The 18307-nt window shown below is 61.1% G+C and carries 19 protein-coding genes and 2 pseudogenes; 9 read left to right on the top strand and 12 right to left on the bottom strand.

What is annotated here, in order from left to right; translation table 11 throughout:
- Nucleotides 1–19 precede the first annotated feature (19 nt).
- Nucleotides 20–144, top strand: a pseudogene (locus LB545_RS30990) (type IV secretory system conjugative DNA transfer family protein); the annotation flags it as partial.
- 917 nt (nt 145–1061) lie between these two features.
- Here LB545_RS30990 and LB545_RS08825 read toward each other — a convergent pair.
- From LB545_RS08825 to LB545_RS08795, 7 genes are all read right to left on the bottom strand, one after another.
- Nucleotides 1062–1826 (bottom strand): ATP-binding cassette domain-containing protein, encoded by a 765-nt coding sequence (locus LB545_RS08825; protein ID WP_140581727.1) that lies wholly within the window; start codon nt 1824–1826, stop codon nt 1062–1064.
- Nucleotides 1819–2979: a hypothetical protein gene (locus tag LB545_RS08820; protein ID WP_140581730.1), complete on the bottom strand. Its 1161-nt coding sequence runs from the start codon at nt 2977–2979 to the stop codon at nt 1819–1821. The genes LB545_RS08825 and LB545_RS08820 overlap by 8 nt, the downstream gene beginning before the upstream one ends.
- Nucleotides 2980–3060: 81 nt before the next feature.
- Nucleotides 3061–3462 carry a periplasmic heavy metal sensor gene (locus LB545_RS08815; protein WP_140560076.1) on the bottom strand — a complete coding sequence of 134 codons (402 nt, stop codon included), beginning with the start codon at nt 3460–3462 and terminating at the stop codon, nt 3061–3063.
- On the bottom strand, nt 3459–3893 hold the full coding sequence (locus tag LB545_RS08810; protein ID WP_140560075.1) for a hypothetical protein: 435 nt from the start codon (nt 3891–3893) through the stop codon (nt 3459–3461). The genes LB545_RS08815 and LB545_RS08810 overlap by 4 nt, the downstream gene beginning before the upstream one ends.
- Entirely contained in the window at nt 3890–4486 is a 597-nt protein-coding gene (locus tag LB545_RS08805; RefSeq protein ID WP_140560074.1) for an RNA polymerase sigma factor, read from the bottom strand. Before LB545_RS08805 ends, LB545_RS08810 begins: the two co-directional genes overlap by 4 nt.
- A gap of 96 nt (nt 4487–4582) precedes the next feature.
- A complete protein-coding gene (locus LB545_RS08800) occupies nt 4583–4963 on the bottom strand; it encodes a hypothetical protein (RefSeq protein WP_224704888.1) in 381 nt (126 codons plus the stop codon).
- Between the two features lie 46 nt (nt 4964–5009).
- Nucleotides 5010–5444 carry an EF-hand domain-containing protein gene (locus tag LB545_RS08795; protein WP_140581735.1) on the bottom strand — a complete coding sequence of 145 codons (435 nt, stop codon included), beginning with the start codon at nt 5442–5444 and terminating at the stop codon, nt 5010–5012.
- 252 nt (nt 5445–5696) lie between these two features.
- On the opposite strand from LB545_RS08795, the gene LB545_RS08790 reads away from it, so the two are divergent.
- The 3 genes from LB545_RS08790 to LB545_RS08780 are packed head-to-tail and all read left to right on the top strand — an operon-like array spanning nt 5697 to nt 7077.
- Complete coding sequence (locus LB545_RS08790; protein WP_140581738.1) at nt 5697–6119, top strand: EF-hand domain-containing protein; 423 nt, start codon at nt 5697–5699, stop codon at nt 6117–6119.
- A 36-nt stretch (nt 6120–6155) separates the two neighbouring features.
- Complete coding sequence (locus LB545_RS08785; RefSeq protein ID WP_140581741.1) at nt 6156–6581, top strand: BA14K family protein; 426 nt, start codon at nt 6156–6158, stop codon at nt 6579–6581.
- 52 nt (nt 6582–6633) lie between these two features.
- Entirely contained in the window at nt 6634–7077 is a 444-nt protein-coding gene (locus tag LB545_RS08780; RefSeq protein ID WP_140581744.1) for a VOC family protein, read from the top strand.
- A gap of 891 nt (nt 7078–7968) precedes the next feature.
- Here the strand turns inward: LB545_RS08780 and LB545_RS08775 are convergent.
- The 3 genes from LB545_RS08775 to LB545_RS08765 form a co-directional block, all read right to left on the bottom strand.
- The gene (locus tag LB545_RS08775; RefSeq protein ID WP_140581746.1) at nt 7969–8184 is read right to left on the bottom strand and encodes a hypothetical protein; all 216 of its coding nucleotides are present in this window, start codon (nt 8182–8184) and stop codon (nt 7969–7971) included.
- Nucleotides 8185–8598: 414 nt separating this feature from the next.
- Nucleotides 8599–8742 (bottom strand): hypothetical protein, encoded by a 144-nt coding sequence (locus LB545_RS08770; RefSeq protein WP_181171884.1) that lies wholly within the window; start codon nt 8740–8742, stop codon nt 8599–8601.
- A complete protein-coding gene (locus LB545_RS08765) occupies nt 8739–9383 on the bottom strand; it encodes an autotransporter outer membrane beta-barrel domain-containing protein (RefSeq protein WP_140581749.1) in 645 nt (214 codons plus the stop codon). Before LB545_RS08765 ends, LB545_RS08770 begins: the two co-directional genes overlap by 4 nt.
- Nucleotides 9384–10374: 991 nt before the next feature.
- On the opposite strand from LB545_RS08765, the pseudogene LB545_RS08760 reads away from it, so the two are divergent.
- Nucleotides 10375–11269: pseudogene (locus LB545_RS08760) on the top strand (HNH endonuclease).
- A gap of 29 nt (nt 11270–11298) precedes the next feature.
- On the opposite strand, the gene LB545_RS08755 reads toward LB545_RS08760, so the two are convergent.
- The gene (locus tag LB545_RS08755) at nt 11299–13662 is read right to left on the bottom strand and encodes a hypothetical protein (protein ID WP_140581751.1); all 2364 of its coding nucleotides are present in this window, start codon (nt 13660–13662) and stop codon (nt 11299–11301) included.
- A gap of 191 nt (nt 13663–13853) precedes the next feature.
- Here LB545_RS08755 and LB545_RS08750 point away from each other — a divergent pair, with 191 nt between their 5' ends.
- The 3 genes from LB545_RS08750 to LB545_RS31140 all read left to right on the top strand — a co-directional run bounded on the left by LB545_RS08750 (nt 13854) and on the right by LB545_RS31140 (nt 16365).
- On the top strand, nt 13854–14540 hold the full coding sequence (locus tag LB545_RS08750; RefSeq protein WP_140581754.1) for an XRE family transcriptional regulator: 687 nt from the start codon (nt 13854–13856) through the stop codon (nt 14538–14540).
- Nucleotides 14541–15050, top strand: coding sequence for an RES family NAD+ phosphorylase (locus LB545_RS08745; protein WP_318012529.1), 510 nt, complete (start codon nt 14541–14543; stop codon nt 15048–15050).
- Between the two features lie 1096 nt (nt 15051–16146).
- On the top strand, nt 16147–16365 hold the full coding sequence (locus LB545_RS31140) for an FCD domain-containing protein (protein ID WP_411971073.1): 219 nt from the start codon (nt 16147–16149) through the stop codon (nt 16363–16365).
- Between the two features lie 85 nt (nt 16366–16450).
- Here LB545_RS31140 and LB545_RS08735 read toward each other — a convergent pair whose 3' ends face one another.
- Nucleotides 16451–17458, bottom strand: coding sequence for a LysR family transcriptional regulator (locus LB545_RS08735; protein ID WP_140523218.1), 1008 nt, complete (start codon nt 17456–17458; stop codon nt 16451–16453).
- A gap of 122 nt (nt 17459–17580) precedes the next feature.
- Here LB545_RS08735 and LB545_RS08730 point away from each other — a divergent pair, with 122 nt between their 5' ends.
- Nucleotides 17581–18279, top strand: a complete 699-nt coding sequence (locus tag LB545_RS08730; protein ID WP_140523221.1) for an HAD-IA family hydrolase — start codon at nt 17581–17583, stop codon at nt 18277–18279.
- Nucleotides 18280–18307 lie beyond the last annotated feature (28 nt).

Raw genomic sequence — 18307 nt, 5'->3', positions numbered from 1 at the left:
CGCTGGAGCGACGGAACCAGAGCGCCTGGAGGGCGATCCAAAGAAGAGCCGCAAGCATCAACCGCTGATGATGCTGGACGAATTCCCTGCGCTAGGCTAGGTCGCGTCGACTTCTTCGAGACCGCGCTCGCCTTCATAGCCGGTTCGAATCCGACCCCGGGAACATTCAGTGCTGATCAAATATGGCGCAACTGCTAGAGTAAGCACCGCTGCGGGACCGCTTATGCTATACGCAGGAAGGCCTTCGGGCCTCCCTTTTGTCGTGTGCGGACGGTGGCGTTGAATGTTGCAGGACCTCGGCCCTGAATCGGATCAAGGCTTATAGCCGCTCAGCGTACCTGGCGGTTTCCGCAAGCCTTAGAGTCCCGTGGCCGTCGGCATTTTTCGGCTGCGCAAAGACCTCAAACGGAACGGTCGTTGGCGGGTTTCGCTCACGCCGAACTGCCAACTTTGTTGACCGACGCAGCTATAGCTGAACGGATCGGGAAATGGTGTAGGAGTGGTGTGGATCATACGGTGCTTTTGAAGCTATGACAGCCAAGCGCCATATCTCTCCGTAAGTCACTGATTTTTTTTGGAGAAATTTGGTAGCGGGAGAGGGATACCGTCAATACAGTGCAGCCACGGAGTTCGTTTGCTAACTCGACTTCTTTGTGAGTTACAGGGCAGTTTGCAGCCTCAAATCGTGTCCCCGCAACCACTTTCATCATAAATCAATAACCGTCCCGGTCTGACCGGGGCGGTTTTTGCGTTTAAGGGCTGTTCAACGTCCAGAATGGCTGAGTTACCGCCCCGCCCCCCCTTGGCCTCGGCGTGATCCCGCGGCTCGATACGCTGGGTGAGCCTATCGCGAGCAACAGGTTCGGGCGGTATGTCGATCGCCTAAGCCGCGTCACATAAACTGAACATCATCCGCTTTGTGTGCCTGTCTACGGATCGTCAAGTTGGCCCAAGGCTGCCGGTCGGCAATGCGCCTTATTCCGGTGGTTCGGGATGTCTTTGCCATTACCCAAAAGCAGACGTCACCCGAAAGCCATCCCCCCTCGGCAAAATATGCCGTGTTACCTCCTTTGCCAGCTCATGGGTTCCGACAGCGCCTGCATAACGTGGAGCTCAAAGGCGCCGGGCGCGTGGCTGGCCTCGGCCAACTGCCGGGCGTCCCACTCTCGGGCAATGCCGCCCTCGGCCAGAAGCACGGCGCGGCTGCACAGGCCGGGAACCGCTTCGACCACGTGGGTGGAGATGATGACGGCTCGGCGGCGGCTCGCCGCCAATGCAAGGATGATGCGTTTGACCTCGAAGGCGGCAAGCGGATCAAGGCCGTTCAGGGACTCGTCGAGGATCAGCAGCGGCGGCGCACCGAGCAGAGCCGCGGCAATGGCGATCTTGGCCCGCGTACCGAGTGAATATTCGGCGATTGGCCGGTCGATCCAGCGCTTGAGCCCGAGCCGTTCGGCGACATTGACGCCGGGCCAGTCATCTTCGGCACAGCCGCGGATCGAGGCGACGAGCTGGAGATATTGCCGGCCGGTCAGCGCCCCCGGCAGGTCGGGCGGCTCGATGGCGAGGCCGAAGCCGGACTTGGCGCGCTCCGGCGCAGCGGCAAGATCGACGCCGTCGATCGCCACGCTTCCCGCGAGCGGCCGGATCTGGCCGGTGATCGCCCTGAGCAAAGTGGACTTGCCCGAACCATTGGCGCCGAGCAGGCCAAGGATGTCACCCCGGCCGAGCGATAGATCAATCCCGCTCACGACTACGCGGCCACCATAGCCGGCGCTGAGCCCGCGAACCGCGAGGATCTCGGCAGGATCGATGCTACTATCCATGGCGATATCTCCGTTGCGCCCGATGCCACAGGAACAGGACAAGGGCGGCAAAGCCGATCAGCACCGTGCGCCCATATTCGAGCGATTCGTAGCTGGTGTAGGCGATGGCGCTGAGGAAGCTCAGCGCGGCGACGAACGGCGCCGTCATGAAATAGGCGCTGAACACCGCATAGGCGCCGTTCAGCGCCAGCAGCCAGAAGCCGCTGGCGAGCGGCATCGCCCAGGCCGATGGCTCCGCCGCCACGGCAGCGCCTGCCGGCAGGAGAAAGAAGGCTACCGACAATTGCAGGGGCAGCCGCGCCAGGCGCAGCCAGGCCCTGGTAAAGCCGAGCGGAGCCGTGCGCAGCACCGGCGAGCCGAGCGGATGGAAGCGCGCGCTCAGCATGAAGACGAGAAGGCCGCCGGTCAGGCCGGTCATGGCCGCCGGCACGGCATCGTGATGAACGAGGCTGATGGCTGCGGAAAGGGCCGCGACGACACCAAAGAAGACGGCAGCGCCCACCAGTCGCCAGGACGGGCGCACATGGCTAGCCGGCTGGCCCCAGGCCCAGCTGGAGAGCCAGGCCGGCGCCAAACGATCGAACGCGCCGAGCCAAGGCCGACGCCCGCCCGGATCGCCCGCCAGATCGGCGGTGTCGGTGTGGACCAGGTCGCGAGCGCTCCGCAGGCGCAGCACGGCTGAGACGCCGAAGCCAGCGCCAAACAGCATCGCGGCGCCGAGCCCCCAGACCGGTGCGAGTGGTTTTGCAATTACGAAACAGCCAAGGCCCACCGTCGCCCCGACGACGGAGGCAATGGGAACGCCCAGCACACACGCCGCCACCGCCGCCATGCGCCGGCGCTGCACGAGCGAGAGCGGCAATGCCTTCAGGAAGGGCGCGAAGGCGTGCGACAGGCAAAGTCTCGCGATCGCGTTGCCAGCGAAACCACCAAGGCCGAGAAGTGCCGCCGGCAAGCCAAAAGTCCACAGCGACTGCGGCTGCCGCAGCGTGGCTGCCGCCGTCTGCAAAGCGACAGCGATATCAGTGATGGCATAGGCAAGCAGAACCCCGCCGCCGAGCCCAATCCAGGCAAGGTCGCGGCGGCGCATCGAGCGCAGGCCAGCCAAGAGCTCGCGCCGGAGCAAGGTCAGGACAAGCCTGTCGTGCCGCATTGTTCCATCATCGCGATCGCAGACCGGTTGGATATCGACATAGGTCGGCGACGATTGTGCCGCCAGTAGGGCCGTCGCGCCTCAACCTCCCACGGCGGGCTTGGCGTTGACATTCTTTATCGCGGCCAGGAGATAGTCCTGCATGGTCGCCTGCAGGTTGGTCGTTGCGCTGCGCACCGCCGCCATCGCGTCCTTCACCGCCGCTTCGTCAAAGGGTTTGGCTGTTTGTGCCGCTGCCAGATTGGCGCGCGCGGCACGCAGTTCGCGCAGTGCCTGGAAGGTGCGCGCGCGGTTGTCGCGCAGCACGCCACGGAACTCCTTTCTCACCTCGGGCGGATAGCTGCTGGCAATCTCCGACAACAGAACGCGCGCCGCCGCGCCCTGGCGCTGGCCGCGCATGGCATAACCGACCAGGAAGAAGTTGACGGCGAGCGACAGCGCAAGCAGCACCAGCGTCGCCGTCCGTGTCCAGGAACGCTTCAAAGCGAGCCCTCCTCTGCCGGATCATCCGCGACAACACCGCCATCGGCCAATGACGAACCCGACGCCAACGCCAGAAGCTCCGTATCCGACGGATCGTCCTGCAGCCGCGCCACCTGGTAGCCGGCCAGCGTCACCGCCACGACCACAGCAGCGGCGCAGGCCGCGAGCCCGGTCGGACTCAAGAGCAGGCGCGGCAGGAAGGACGGGCCAGCCGAGCCGGCTTCGATGCGAGCCAGCACATTGCGTGCCAGTTCCTGGTCGTCGCCACCGGTCAGCGCCGCCTCGAGCACGAGTCGGTCGAGCGCGGCATCGGGATCGTCATTCCGCTCCGCTGCCATCAAGGCCAGCGCCTGCTGGCGGAAAGGCGCCGGCCATGCTTCGACGGTATCGCCGAAGCGGCGCCTGCATCGTTCAAATTCGTCCCGTGTCATGAGGACTTCCTTTCGCGGCCCACGGCCGCCATTGCCAAATGATCCCTGAGCGCGCGCCGTCCGCGGACAAGCAATTGCTCGGCCGAGCCGACGCTGCTGCCCATCACCTCGGCGATCGCCGCGATGTCGAGGTCGCCGACGGCCCTCAGGAGCACCGCCATGCGCTGCCGTTCCGGCAGGCGCGAGAGCCGGTCACGCACGATCGTCAATTCCTGCCGCGCCGCGGTCGTCGCTTCGGCATCCGCCTCCGGCGACGCTAACTCGTCCCTTATGTCGTCCAGCCCGATGAAACTGCGTAGCGCCCTGCGTCGACGCTGGTCGATGCACCGGTTGGCAGTGATCCGGTAGAGCCAAGTCGAAGCCCGCCCTCTGACCGGATCGAACCGCGCGGCCTGTTTCCAGACGGTCACGAACACCTCCTGCACCACATCCTCGGCGTCGCCAGCACTGCCGAGATAGCGCGCGGCAAATATCCGCAGCCCACGGCCATGGCGGGCGATAAGCTCGGACAGCGCGCTTTGGCTGCCCGCGGCGATGCGCGCCAGAAGCTCATCGTCGCCACGGGGCTCATCATGTCGCACGGCGGCGGGCATCCACGGACGAGACTGCTGGTTCGGCGAATCCGAAATTCGCATCGATCAGGCGGAGCACAGAAACGAATTTCGGATTCAAATCCATCACACCAGATGTCAGCGCCGCCAGCGGCGGAAGCCGTGGACCGTGTTGCCGTTCGGGCCGGTGAAACTGCCGGCCGAGCGGCCCCGGAACGGCCCGCGCGCCGACACTCGTTTTCCCGAAAAGGTCTGCCCGTTCGGCCCGGTGCCAGAATAGCTTCTGGCGCAGCGGTCAACAACGCCTCCCACGCATTTGGAACTCGACGTGTAGGTGCCGCCATTCGGACCGGTGCGGGTGGTCGAGCCGGTGTAGACGTTGCCGTCCTTGCCAACGCTGCGACTGATCTCGCCGCCATGCGCGGTCGGGCGCTGCCACTCCTCGGCCGAAGCCGGCGAAGCTGCTGACCAGACAAGCATCGCACCGAGACAGAACATCGGAATCTTTACCGAAGACAAAATGTAGTACTCCTTGTTTTGTAAAGGGAATGATAGCTGCCGATCATCAGTTGGCGTGCTCGGCAACCAGCTTGCGGACGGAGGCGATCTCATCGGCGGAGAGCTTGCCGTCACCATCTCGGTCCGCAAGGTCGAACAAAGGCATGCTGCTGACGAATTCCTGCTCGGAGACCTTGCCGTCGCCATTGGCGTCCATGCGCCGCCAGCGGCTGCCGAGCCGCGCCTGTGCCACCTCGGCGCGATCCTTGATCGCCTGGCGGGCGCTCTCCATCTCCTTCTCGTCGATTACGCCATCGCCATTGCGGTCGAGCTTCCTGAACAAGCGCTCGCGGGCGGCCGTCATCTCATCCTTGGAAATGGCGCCGTCGCCATTGGTGTCGATCCGTTGCAGAATGCGCTGGCCGGGCATGTCCTGTGCCTGCGCCGCAAAGAGCGGTGTAAGCCCGATGAGCAGACCCGCAATGAGTGCAGAGCGTTTCATGATGGTGGTCCTTTCGTGTCCAGTCGCGGGGAGCGACTGCTGACCGATACGCAGCGCCGGCCTGGCTCCTACGCTCGACGCGGAGGATTCTTTGCCGACCTGCCAATCTCTGTCGCGGCGGGATAGGCCGTTACGCCGGCACCATTCTTGAAAAAAATCACCTCGCGCCGCGTAGGGGCACGGAAGGCGCCGCGTAGAAGGCTCTGCAAGGACGGTCCGCGGCGGACCATCCGATCCAATGCGGAGACCAGCATGAATAAGATCGTCATGGCCTTTGCCGGCCTGCTGCTTGGCGCGGGAAGCGCCTGTGCGGCGGACGGCAGTGCCAAGGAACTCTTCCGGCGCATAGACACCAACGGCGACCGCAAGCTCGAATTCAGAGAAATCCAGGCCGCGCGGGCGCACATATTCGACCGGATGGATGCCAACCACAATGGTTTGCTCGACGCGGGCGAAGTGCGCGCGGCGGTGGAACAGGTGAAGTCGAAGCGTGACTTCCAGGCCGCCCAATTCGGCGGCTTCCAGGCGCAGGCCGACCGCATCGACCGCAATGGCGACGGCAAGATTTCGCGCGCCGAGTTTGCCGCCTTCATTCCCGACCGATTGCTGCAGGCGGACACGAACGGCGATGGCTCGCTTTCGATCTCCGAACTGCGGGCGCTCCGACGTCAGTAATCCCAACCCTTCGACCCCATCCACAGGAGTGAAAAGATGAAACGGACAATCACAGCGTTTTGCGGTTTGATGATCGGAGCTACGGTGCTGGCCTCGCCGGCCCAGGCCCTGCCGGTCGTGCCGACCTCTGCCCCGGCATCGGTCACCACAGCGCCGACGCCGGTCTGGTTTCGGCGCGGCTTCTACGTCGTCGGCGGCGGATACTACTACAATGGCTATCGCGGCTATGTGCGCGTGCGACCAGGCTATCGCTATTACAACGGCTACTGGTTCCCCGCCGCCGCCTTTGCCGCCGGTGTCGCGGCCGCGTCCGTCGCACCCTTGCCGCCGCGTCCCGCCGTCCGTCTGGAAGCAGCGCATATACGCTGGTGTTACGAGCGCTACGTCTCCTACCGCGCCTGGGACAACAGCTACCAGCCCTATAACGGGCCTCGCCAACAATGTTGGTCGCCCTATAGTTGAAGGCTCTTCGCTGAGAGCCTTCAACCCTTTCAAGGCAGCATAGGAGATGACCATGATCGACAACCGCTCGATGCCCACGAGCACGGTCATACCGGTGCTTTCGTATCCCGATGTCGAGACGGCCAGCCATTGGCTTTGCGGGGCCTACGGGTTCGAAATACGGCTGATGATCGGCAATCACCGTGCCCAGCTCGGCTTCGGAGACGGCGCCATCGTTGTCACAGAATTGAAGTCTGGCGGACTGACGCGGACAGGTGGGCCATTCGCAGTGATGGTACGCGTCGAGGATGTCGACGCGCACCACAGCCGAGCCGCGCGGCATGGCGCAGTTATTCTCAGCGGCCCAACGAGCCATCCCTATGGCGAGCGTCAATATTCCTGCCGTGACCTCGCCGGCCACAATTGGACCTTTTCGCAGTCGATAGCTGATGTAGTGCCCGAGGACTGGAGTGGCATTGCGGTGCAAAGCTCAAAGGGTCCTGATGTGGAGAGCTGAAACCAACCTGCTGCAGCGACACCGTTTGGATTGCGAAGCCGTTGCGCTGCCGGTCTGCTTTCGGCCCCATTGCGGACGTCAGACGGTCTACAATTGGCCATCGACTGGGATTCGTGGAAGCTTTTCGAACTTTCTGGGTTGCGTATCGGCCCGAATTTCGCGGGCTTATGAAGGACGTTGGGGCGGCTGAACTAGCCGCGGTGCAAACTTGATCGCGATGCTCATCTGGGGTTCGAGTCGGTAGACCGCTACATCGCAAGACCCACTATTGAGGGCGCGTTCTTTTGCTATCGCCGGCATGCAGCGTGAGCAAGTTGCGTTCGATGCCGTGCGGTCGAAAATCGCGACCCGTGGCGATGATGGATGGGGCAGATACGTAAATAAAATCAGCTAGTTACGAGCTTTTGTGTGCAAAATTCGCACACGAAAGTTCTGCTTCTCTTCTTTTTTCGTTCCCACGACGGAGCCGCCGACAGCCCTTCTCGGATGCTCTTCTGCCGACGATATTGACCGCTCCAATGCGGATGTTCGCCGGGATATCCGTGAACCTCATGATCCGCCGCGGCGTCCAGTTTGCCTGGGCTTCCTGGAAGCTTTTCGAACTTACTGGGTCGCGTCCCAACCCGAATTACATGCGCTTTCGGTTTGGCTGGTGGAGCGTTATCCGCACAATAGAATTCCGCACATGGTTTCCGCACACAAACCATTCTTCGGATCGCTATCCGGGCGCAACTTAGGGCGATGTCCGGAAAGCGGTCGTATTCCGGACATCAACCGTTGGGGCAGGCACGTGTTCAGGGACCAGCGGGACTGGGCGATGCGGCGCCAATCCGATCCTGCACGCGAGGCTGGCGCAATGGCTTCCGCCCTTGCTGCTGCCGACGATCTCTCCTACTGCTGATCGGGCGCTTGCAGGGCGGAGATGCAGTGTTCCAGCCGGTGCAGTCGCCACTTGCGGGAATGGATGTGATAGCCGAGCTCGGTGAGCCTTCGTGGCCTCAAGGCCGCTCTCTCGGAAACCAGCTCACCTTCCAACTGGGCGATTTCCTGCCTGAGCTGTTGAGCATCAGCAAGCCGCAGTTGCCGAATCCAGCTTCGACCGCGCATTCTCGGTGCTCCGAATGCTCTAAGAAAAGTCTCGGAGACCGCTGCTGCTAGGGGAGTTGATCGGGCGCTGTTCGAAGTCAAGCAATGTTCTATCCTGCATTCGCATTCAATGGCTCGCGCCCGGCGAGGCTTGTGCCGCAAACCCGCGTTTCAATATGCCTCAGCATCCCCGATCGGCAACCCTTCAAGTGCACATTTTCGAAGATCGGATCTGGACGACGTCGACCCGCGCTCTGCGCCTCAAAGTTACGAATCAGCGGAAGGAAGATCATGGTCGGGTCGCGGGCAGGGCGCCAGCCTGCCCAGGCCGTCCACCACTAGCCGGTCTGCACGCAAAAACCCGCCAGCCAGTCTGACGGGGCGATGCTCCAGTAGCGCTTGGACTAGCACTGCATGCGGGAGCCCACGGTGCCGTCACGGAGCGGCTGTCGCCGAAGTTCTCAAGGGCGGTTTTCGCCAGCGCTTCGCATAGATCGAGTATTTGTCGTTGTCGAAGTTGATCGAGCCGCCGATACCGATGCCGTCCCACAGATTGTCGCTCTTGCTCTCGAAATTCACGCCGCCGACACCCACGTTCGAGCCGCCGTAATAGAGGCTGGCGATGCCGTAGATATGGGACCGGTTCGTCTTGCCGGCGCCGTTGTCCCACTCGGTCTGCCAATCGAGCGTGATGCCGAGCCGGGCGTCAGGTTGTCGACCGAGCCTAGCGACACCGGTGCGCCGAGCACGTCGGTGAAGTCGTCAAAGTTGACCGCCGAGCAGATCAACTGCGCCTGCGGCGTGGTGAGCCATTCCTGGGTCAAGGCGATGCGCTTGCCGGCCTCGATGCTCAGCGCGTAACCCACGCCCTTGTTATTGTCAGCCATTCTTCCGGCCAGATTGGAGTCGAGATCGCTGTCAAACCAGGTGACCTGCGCCTGTCGGTCGACATAGAACCCGTTGGTTGCATACCAAGTCAGCGTGCCGCCCACGCCATAGCCCTTGCCCTCCACCGAACCGTCGGCCGACGGCGAGCTGACGTCCGCCGAATAGGTCCCGAAGTTCAGGCTGACGCCGCCGACCAGTTCGCCGCCGTCGGTTTGGGCAAGAGGCTTGTCCACGCCCGCCCTGAACTTCCAGCTCGACAGGTCGTAATCGGCGCTCGCGGGCCTCATTTTATATTGTGGAGAGCTAATGGATTTTCCGCCCGGCAATTCCAAGGAGCGAGCTCCGCAAGCCGAAAGGGAGGTAGTTGGGTTGGGTCGCAGGCAGGGGTAGGTGGCGGACGCAGAGCAGGCCGTGTTTGGCCTTTATGCGGGCTCTACCCCATCCAAGGAAGAACTAATGCGTCTCAACATTAGTTGTAACTAATGTAGATACACTTGGTTCCAAGGGGCATTTCGTGTCCTTATTCAGCTTTTAGTGGACATCAACTGTGGCCCATTCGCCACAATCTCCCGCGCCAGCTTGAATTTGCTGAACAGGTCATTGATTCTCAAGAAGATCTTACCATTATGCGCTTTGTGAGAATCTGGGGAGGCGATGATGATGCGGTGCGGCGTATTCATCTTTGTGGGGAGCGGCCGGTGGTGACGAGGGTCACGCGCCGTCTGCGCTCAGACACCGCGAACCTCTCAGTTCGATTAGTTTCCGACACCACACAGCTTCGAATAGGCAATGGCAGCCTTAATCCGGCAGGACAGGTGGGCTGCGGCTTGCTGGCGCCATGGCGGTAAAGAACACATGAGCACGCGGAACAATTCCATGCAGTCTCGTCCCCAAGCGCAAGAGCGCCAGGTAATCTTGGGCCAAGATCATCCGCGGCGAGCCGACGACCGTGTTCTGTCAGGATCCAGTCGTTGCTTTCTAGGTCGTTCCAAGCCCACTCGATATATCCTGCATTTGCCAGCCGTCGTAGAAAGGCGTCTGCTTCTACAGCAGGATATCTCAGACGTTCGATCGCCGTAGCGAGAGGCGATAGTGCGTCTCTTGATGCCTGACAAAGAGATCACGGACCGTTTTCAGATCGATACCGGCCACGAGGGGATGCTTGGACATTTTTGGAATGAAGCCTTCAGCGACGCTAGTTAGATATATCGACTCTCGCCACCGAGCATAATTCGCACTGATCAGCCGGGAAAGTCGTGCAATCACAGTGGGGAAACGAAGTAGGTGGTCGCGTCAAATCCCCCGGCACGATATGGCTATCTTATGGGACATGGGGTCTTCATTCACCGGTCGGATTCGATCTACGACGACAGTCCTGCGGAATGCTATCAGTTTCCCAGGCAGTATCTGGGTCGGGTGCAACAATGCGTCGGCGACTGGATTGTCTACTACGAGCCCCGAAAAATCCGTGACACACGAGCCTACTTCGCTGTTGCGAAGGTTCGTCAGGTCATCCCAGACCCCGGCACGCCTGGCATGTATCTCGCGTTGATCGAGCCGGGCAGCTATCTGGATTTTTCGGGTCCGGTGCCATTCCAGGATGGTGAGGCTATCGTCGAGAAGGGGCTGTTGAATGATGAGGGCCGGATATCGGGCCGTGCGCAATCAGCCGTGCGGCCACTGTCGAGCAAAGATTTCGAGCGCATTCTCGCGCTTGGCTTGGATGACAACGAGCCTCTCCTTCCGCGCGTCGACGAAGATTTGAACTCAGATGGATTCTCGGAAGCTCAGGTCCCCTTCATCCTCGAGCAGGACCGGGCCCGGGTGAACTACCTTGCGTCTCGCCTGGTTCGAGATCGGGTATTCCGCAAGATTGTGCTGCGAGCCTACGACGCTCGTTGTGCCGTCACCGGCCTGAAACTCATCAATGGCGGCGGACGGGCCGAGGTTGCAGCAGCGCATATTCGGCCCGTCGAGGCCAACGGACCGGATATCGTCAGCAACGGTCTGGCACTTTCGGGACAGCGCATTGTTCGACCGCGGCCTGATCAGCCTGCAAGACGATCTCGAGATCCTGATTTCCCGGCAGGCTAACGATGTCGACGGCATCAGAGCGATCATCAACAAGAGCGGCCGCGCACTGACTGCGGCCAGGACGAGTGAACGGCCGCACCCGCATTTCCTGGCCTGGCATCGCGAGCACTGTTTCAAGCATTGACCGAGTGCCTGGATGCCCCCGGGACCAGCCTACGCTGCCTCCCACACCTGGTTGAGAATTCGTGCGGCAAGCGCCGCCTTGTCCTGCGGAAGAAAGCGGCCATAGTGGTGCGCCACCATGTCAGGCGTATCCTGGATGGCATAGCTTGCCTGCTCGTAGGAGCCGGTCTGTTTCAGGATGTGAGTAGCCAGAACATCCCGGACATTGTGCGGGCCGTGAGGCAGAAGACCTGGAATCGCCCCTCGGCCGGTGTAAGGGTTAAATATGCCGTATCGCTGGATAGTCAGGCGCCACGCCTCATAGAATGTGTTCTGGTCGTATGAGGCATCCGCGCTCGTGGTCTTCACGGTCTTGATGAAGAAGGTGCCCGGGTCTTCCATTTCTCCCAGCAGGGCGCGCCGATGTCGATCGATATAGGCTTCGATATGATCGTAAAGGCCGCCAAGATTGGGCAGAACCAACCGGAATGGCTTGCTTCCGAAATAGGACGAGTGGGCATTCTTGAATGCGACCGACGGGATCAGCACCTCCCAGCCTTGATCGCGGTCGCTCCAGCGGAGCTCGCCACGCTTCATGTCGGCAAGCTGTCGCTCTGAACGGGACGGCTTCCCGCGCTCGCAGACCATCAGCTGGCGCAGATTTTTCTGCCGCAAGCCGAGATGCAGCCCGAAGCGTAGCATCAGGAATGAACGAGCTGCCTCCGCCGCAGGACGGCGGTAGAGGCGCTCATCGGGCATCAGTCGGAGAATTTCTTCGGTGATCTTCCGATACTCGCCAACCGGGCTTTCGGCTTCCAGCACCGGCATGATCGGCTCGAACGGATCACGATGGACGCGCGCGACGCGTTGGATTTCTTTCACCCGGGAGGAGGCGTGCTTGAAGTAGACATCGCAGGCGTCGTCCCAATCCGCGCGGGCACGATCGATATCCTTCTGCGACACCAATCCGTCGATCGGACGTAGTCGCGACGCCAGATGAGGATGCTGTCGCAGCCAGCCCGTTTCCTTGCGGGTAAGCGCCAGCGAAATCCTCAGCATGTCCACTTCCCACGCCGTGTAGAAGCCGCGGCGTTTCTCACGCCATTGAACATACCAATCCCAGACCGAGGGGAATACGAACAGCGCGAAGGTCAGGTGCTGCAGTGGCACGCCATAGCCGCGTACCGGGCCGCGCGGATGGGCAGCCAGAGCGCCGAACATCAATCCGAGATGTTCGATCTTTTGCGACGTTGTTTCCTCACCCCAGACACCGTTGCGCTGGAGGCCGAATGCGGTGAGCGTTGCGGTCTTGAAGCGGATCAGTTCCACCATTTCCATCGCAAGCGCTGGCGGTGCGTCGATGACACCGGACATCAGGTCGGGATCGGTGAAGGATGGACCGTCATGATCATGTTCTTCACGCTGATCTCGGCAGTCGTCATTTGCAAGGTCCGATTGGCCATAGGTGATGCCAGGAAAACGGATGGCATATCGCTGTTTCATTGCGGCGGCCTGGAACCGTCTGTAATCGGTCGAACCACGGATAATCACGCGTTGCACCCACTTGAGGATCTCTTCCTGTTCATCGCGTGAGCGTGCGTTGAAATCATCAGGCAAATGCCATGCGATCCGCCGCCGCTCCGCCGCGCCGATATCGTCAAGGATGTGTCCGGAAGCGGATCGTGTCTGATGGGGAAGCTTTGTCTTGAAGTAGCCAGCTGGAAGGCGGTAGCGGCGCTCGATGCGGGCAAGCACTTCCATGCTTGCCACGCTGCGCGGCGCCTTTGAGCCCTGCAGCCAGTGGCGGATTGTGGAGTCGTCGAAGTTCTCGTCATCGCGGACCACGGCGCGATGGAGGTGCCAGTAGCTGTCACCATGGCGACGCATGTGCAGTTCCAGCGCTTCCGGAAACGAAGCCGGATCAGACCACTCCTTGAACAGAGCTTCGGGGAATTCCTCGATCTCGCGTGGTTTGATGCCGGGCTTCTGCCGGGGTGTCGCGGTCTGTTTCTCCGGTCGATCGATCGACCTGTTGGGCCTTGCTGCAATCGGTTTTGCCGTCGGCTGCAGTGAGGAACGGCCGCGCGGGGTAGGGGACTCCGTTGCGGTGCCGCCGGAGATTTCGGCTGATCGCCTGGTCGGGCTTTTCGTATTGCGGGCGATCGCATCCAATGCGGGCACGATCGCAGTCTTGGCAGCCTGCAGCGCTTCTTTGCCGAGGCCGCATTGAAAGGCGATTTCGTCCCAATCGTAGCCGCGCGGACTTCGCGGCGGCATTCGGGAAAGACCGATCAGATTGAGGAGGAATGATTTGATCCGCGCGCTTTCCTGCGGAGGCAGGACCGGATCGACCCGGAGACGGCAGAAATCGGAAATCTTACGGGAAAGCAGCTTGTTATGTGAAATGTCAGTCATTCTATCGGCTGTGAGAGGGATTGTCCGTGTTGCGAGGGGTCGCGGACATAACCGATTCTGGCCATAGGTAGGCCGATTAAACGGCACAGCCGGTCGCGTCCATAATCGCCCTCTTTTCCTTTACGAATTTATCGAACTTGACGAACTTGCATTTTGTCTCCACATTGGGTGGATACAAGAGGACGTCAACTATGGCCGCTCCAAAGCGCAGCAATCATCGCGAGACCACATCGCATGCGAGAGCCGCCACTCTGAGCTTTACCGCGAAGCTGCCGGCACAGGCGGATTTCAAGAAAGTGCTGCTGGAACGTTACCAGGAGGCCGTCGCGCGCAGCCGCAAGGTGGGTCATCGTGTGTCGTTTCGGGTAGAGGTTGATCCAGCGGCTGACGCGCAAACGATCACGCCGGTTGAGGAGCAGCCCTTTGCTACAAGTGACATGTTTCCCATCGAGGAAGCGGGCAAGCCTGATGCCGAGTTGGAAGCTGCGCTCGCCAGTGCGCGCGAGCGCGGCCGGAAGCGTGTTGCCGAGATTGTCTCGGGGGAAGACATGCTCAGTGCTGATGCGTTTGCCAAGCTGCTCGGGACATCGCGGGTGACGGTCAACGCCAAGCGGCAAAGCGGACAGGTGCTAGGGATCGATGGCGCCAAGCGGGGTTTCCGTTTCCCTGTGTGGCAACTTGATAAGGACGGCCGTCCATTCGGGGCGCTGCCGATCCTCCATTCGACGTTGGGCAACAATTCCTGGGCGGTCTACCGCTTTCTCGTATCTCGGCACGGTGCGCTCGATGGTCGGACCGGACTTCAAGCCCTTCAGCGCGGAGATGATGTCTCGGTGTTAACTGCTGCAGAAGGCATCGCCAGCGGCGACTTCAACTGAATGCCGGGCCTATCACCTCCAACCGATTTCGCGCGCGCAACGCTCGAGATCGAAACAATAGCGCCGGGGCAAACATTCGGCAGAATCTACTGGAGGACCTTTCCCAATCCGCTGGGGTACGGCAAGTCGCCAAGCCGCTTCAGTGATCCTCGGCGCCGTATCGAGGCCAACCGGTTCGGTGTTCTCTATCTCGGAGACTCCTTGAAGGTATGCTTCATTGAGGCGGTGCTTCGAGATCGGCGCGAAGGGGTTCTCGACGACCTCCCGATAGACGAGGCGGAATTGACACAACGGCGCTATGCAGAGGTCAGGACAGTGGAAGACCTTCGTCTTGTTGACCTCAGAGGCGACAATGCGGTCAGGATGGGGGTGCCGAGTGACGTCGTCCGCGCACAGAACCACAATCTCGCTCGCCAATGGTCGGTAGCGTTTTACGAACATCCGTCCCGGCCTGACGGGATCATTTACCCTTCTCGACTCAACGGCGCGGACCAATCTCGCCATCTATGATCGAGCAGTGGGAAAGCTTCAGCCGGAACGCGTAGTGACGCTTATCGGTGCGCCGGGACTGGCTCGAGTTTTGGATGATTTTAGGGTTGCCTTGGCGTAACGGGGTTAATTGGTGAGCCTGCGGTTCAGTTCCGTTCAAGACCGCCGCCTTGATGTTCGCTTTTTGTGCTTCGAAAGTCGCATAAAAGGGCAGTGTGGTGTGATCTCCGGAATTATTTGGCATTTCATGGGGTTTAGCAGTCCGGAATTATGGGCCTGGGTACCCGCCCTATGCGATTAAAAACAAGAGGGTTTCGGGCCGAAGGTAAGGGTTCCCTATCCAAAAACCGAGTTTACCAATGGCCTCAATGACAGTTAATTCTGGGGTGGCATTAAGTAATTGGATTTGCGTGGAATTAGGCGCCCTTGTTGGTCAACCCGCTTACGTCGGCCAACGGATTGGTCAACCCCAAGACGCCAGGATTGGTACCCGAGGCAGCAGCCCTGTCGACCGAGGTTCAGCTCTATACTTCCCCACAATCGCTTGAGCCAGATGGCGTCAGTATCTCAGCGTTGGCACTTGCGCACGACGGCGACGTCCTGACTAATTCCGGACAGCTACAGATAATTCTGGACGGCACACTGGAATTGGTGCGATGGCGAAGTTAGCCTGCTCGCTGATCAGCCGTCTTTGCCTCGCTCCTCAACTTCTCAAGCCGTGACAGGCAGATCATTTCGATACGACCGGTCGGAGACTCGCTCTGCAAGCCACTGAAGCGCCTCGCGAGTGATCTCGAAGGTATCAAGTTAGCCAGAGCTATGCTGATCCGAAATATGTAGGCATTTTTCGGTCATGGGTGAGACTCGATCATGCGGATCGCGCCAATCCGATCCACGCTGCGCTGACGGTGCGCGGTGCCACGCCCTGGACGGAGCTCGACCGCGATGAAACGCGCGATCCCGATTCACGCCTGCGCCGCAGGAGCACGATGACCGTTGGCGTGTGGTCGTGCGTCGCACGCCAGAGGTCGACGATGATCACAGCTCGTCGGCGCATGAAATCTACGAGGCACGGCGCCTCGTCGAATTGCCGACAGTTCGTCTCGCCGTTGAGCGCATGGACGATGCCGGAATCCAGCGCCTGAGACGCCTGGTCGAGGCGCAGCGCGAGATGACGTATGATCCCGTCAAGTTTCAGATTTCCGACGCCGAATTCCACGACGCCATCTGTCGGGCCGGCGGCAATCCGCTTCTGGCCGATTTTCTGCACAAGATGTATTCGTTCGGCCTGGAATTCCGCCGCCGGGGCTTTTGGCGAAGGGCGCCGTGTCACTGAGCGTCCGCGATCACACCCTAATACTCGACGGCCTTGAAAAGCGCGATGCCGCCGCAGCCGTTGGAGCAATGGAGAAACACCCTTATCAGAATCCGCCGCAAGACGCTGGATGGGATGAACTCCTGATCGGATTACGGCCATTTTCCTGGCGCGATGGATCGGCACCAAGTTCAAGGCCAGGATACTGCGCGTCGACGCGCTTCATATCGGTGGTGAATTCGGTATCTATCCAATCGCAGATCTCGGAAACTACAGGAGTCTCCTGCTTGCGGGCGATGACCAGTTCGCAGGTCCGGCCGGTCTTCATGACCGGGCCTACCGGCACCAGGACACCGCGCGCCAGGTGATGCGACACGACGTTGAGCCAGCCGAGAGCGACGCCCTGCCCGAGCAGGGCGGCCTGGACCACGACTGTATAGTCCGAAAACTGCAGCCCGCCCGCCGTGCCATTTGCCGTGTTCTCCGAAAACAGGCCCGACCAGTCCGGTTCTGCCGTGCTGAGATTGATGATCCTGTCGAGCGCCGGCATGAACGTGCCGGTGGGCGCCTGTTTTTCCGGCAGGTGAGGAGCGCGGATCGGCACCAGCAATTCCGGCATCAGCTTGCGCGCGACGTGCCGGGCGTTGCTGCCATGATCGAAGCGCATCGCAATATCGACACCGTCCACGGCTCCGCCAAGCGGTCCGCTGATCAGCTGAAAGCGGATATCGACTTTCGGGAATCTCGACTGGAACAGCGCTAGCCTGGGCATGAACCAGTGCGTGGCGAAGGCAGACGACACCGAAAGAACCACTGTCCGCATTCCCGACTGCCTTGACTGCTGCACCCGCAGGACTGTTCGCTCGATTTCGTCGAAGCTGCCCGAAATTCCCGAAAAAAGCACGCTGCCCTGCTCCGTCAGGACGGCGCCGGAAGCGGTCCGGTGGAAAAGCGCGACGCCCAGATGGGCCTCCAGCCGCCCGATCGTGCGACTGACAGCCGGGCCGGTGACGCAAAGTTCCTGTGCGGCACGAGCAAAGGTCCCGCAGCGTACGGCCGCCTCGAAGGTCACGAGCGCATTGAGCGAAGGAAGCAGGTGTCGAAGGCGGGACATTACAAAATGTAAGCTCCCCGATCAGCATTTGTGGAATTGCGGCGACGCATCCTCTTCTGTTCATTGAACGCAAGCTTCCGCCGGTCGGAAGCCGGTTTCAGCGAGGAAGAGAGGCAGGTCTGATGTCCTTCAAGCAATTCAAAATTTTGACATTCGACGTCGTGGGGACGCTCATCGATTTCGAGAAAGGCATTCTCGACGCGTTCCGCTCGATCGGGGGAAAGGCTGCCGAGGGGCTGAGCGACGACGATCTCTTCGCCCCCTATCTTGAAGGGCGCGTCGATCATCCCGGCCGCTCCAGCCAGGTGATGGCGGACGTCTACCTCCATGTGGCCCATAAGCTCGGCCTGCCTGCGGACCAGCGCTCGGCCGACGCTTTCCAGATTGCCGTGCTGCGCTGGCCGGCATTCGAGGATTCCGCCGAGGCACTCAAGCGGCTGCGCCGGCATTTCCGCCTGGTCGCCATGACGAACGCCGACCGCGTTGCCTTCAGCGCCTACTCGCACACGCTGGGGACCCCTTTCCACGACGCCGTCACGATGGACGACGCCAGATGCGCCAAGCCTGACCCACGCTTCTTCTCGCATAATCTCGGGCGGCAATCCGCCTTCGGCTATCGCCAGGAGGACATGCTGCACGTTGCACAGAGCCAGTATCATGATATCGGCGTTGCCCGCTCGCTCGGTTACAAGGTCTGCTGGATCGAGCGGCGGATGCACCTGGAAGGCTATGGCGGCACACCGCATCCGGGCGAAGTGACGAAGCCGGATTTCCATTTCGCCACACTGCGCGACCTCGCCGACGCCGTCGAGCGGGAATAGCTCCGCCGGCGCCCAAGGGAGGACGATG

Source organism: Mesorhizobium sp. BR1-1-6 (assembly GCF_020165355.1).
Taxonomy (GTDB): Bacteria; Pseudomonadota; Alphaproteobacteria; order Rhizobiales; family Rhizobiaceae; genus Mesorhizobium.
Note: the sequence above shows the minus strand (reverse complement) of the source record. Positions and strands in the feature narration are given on the sequence as shown.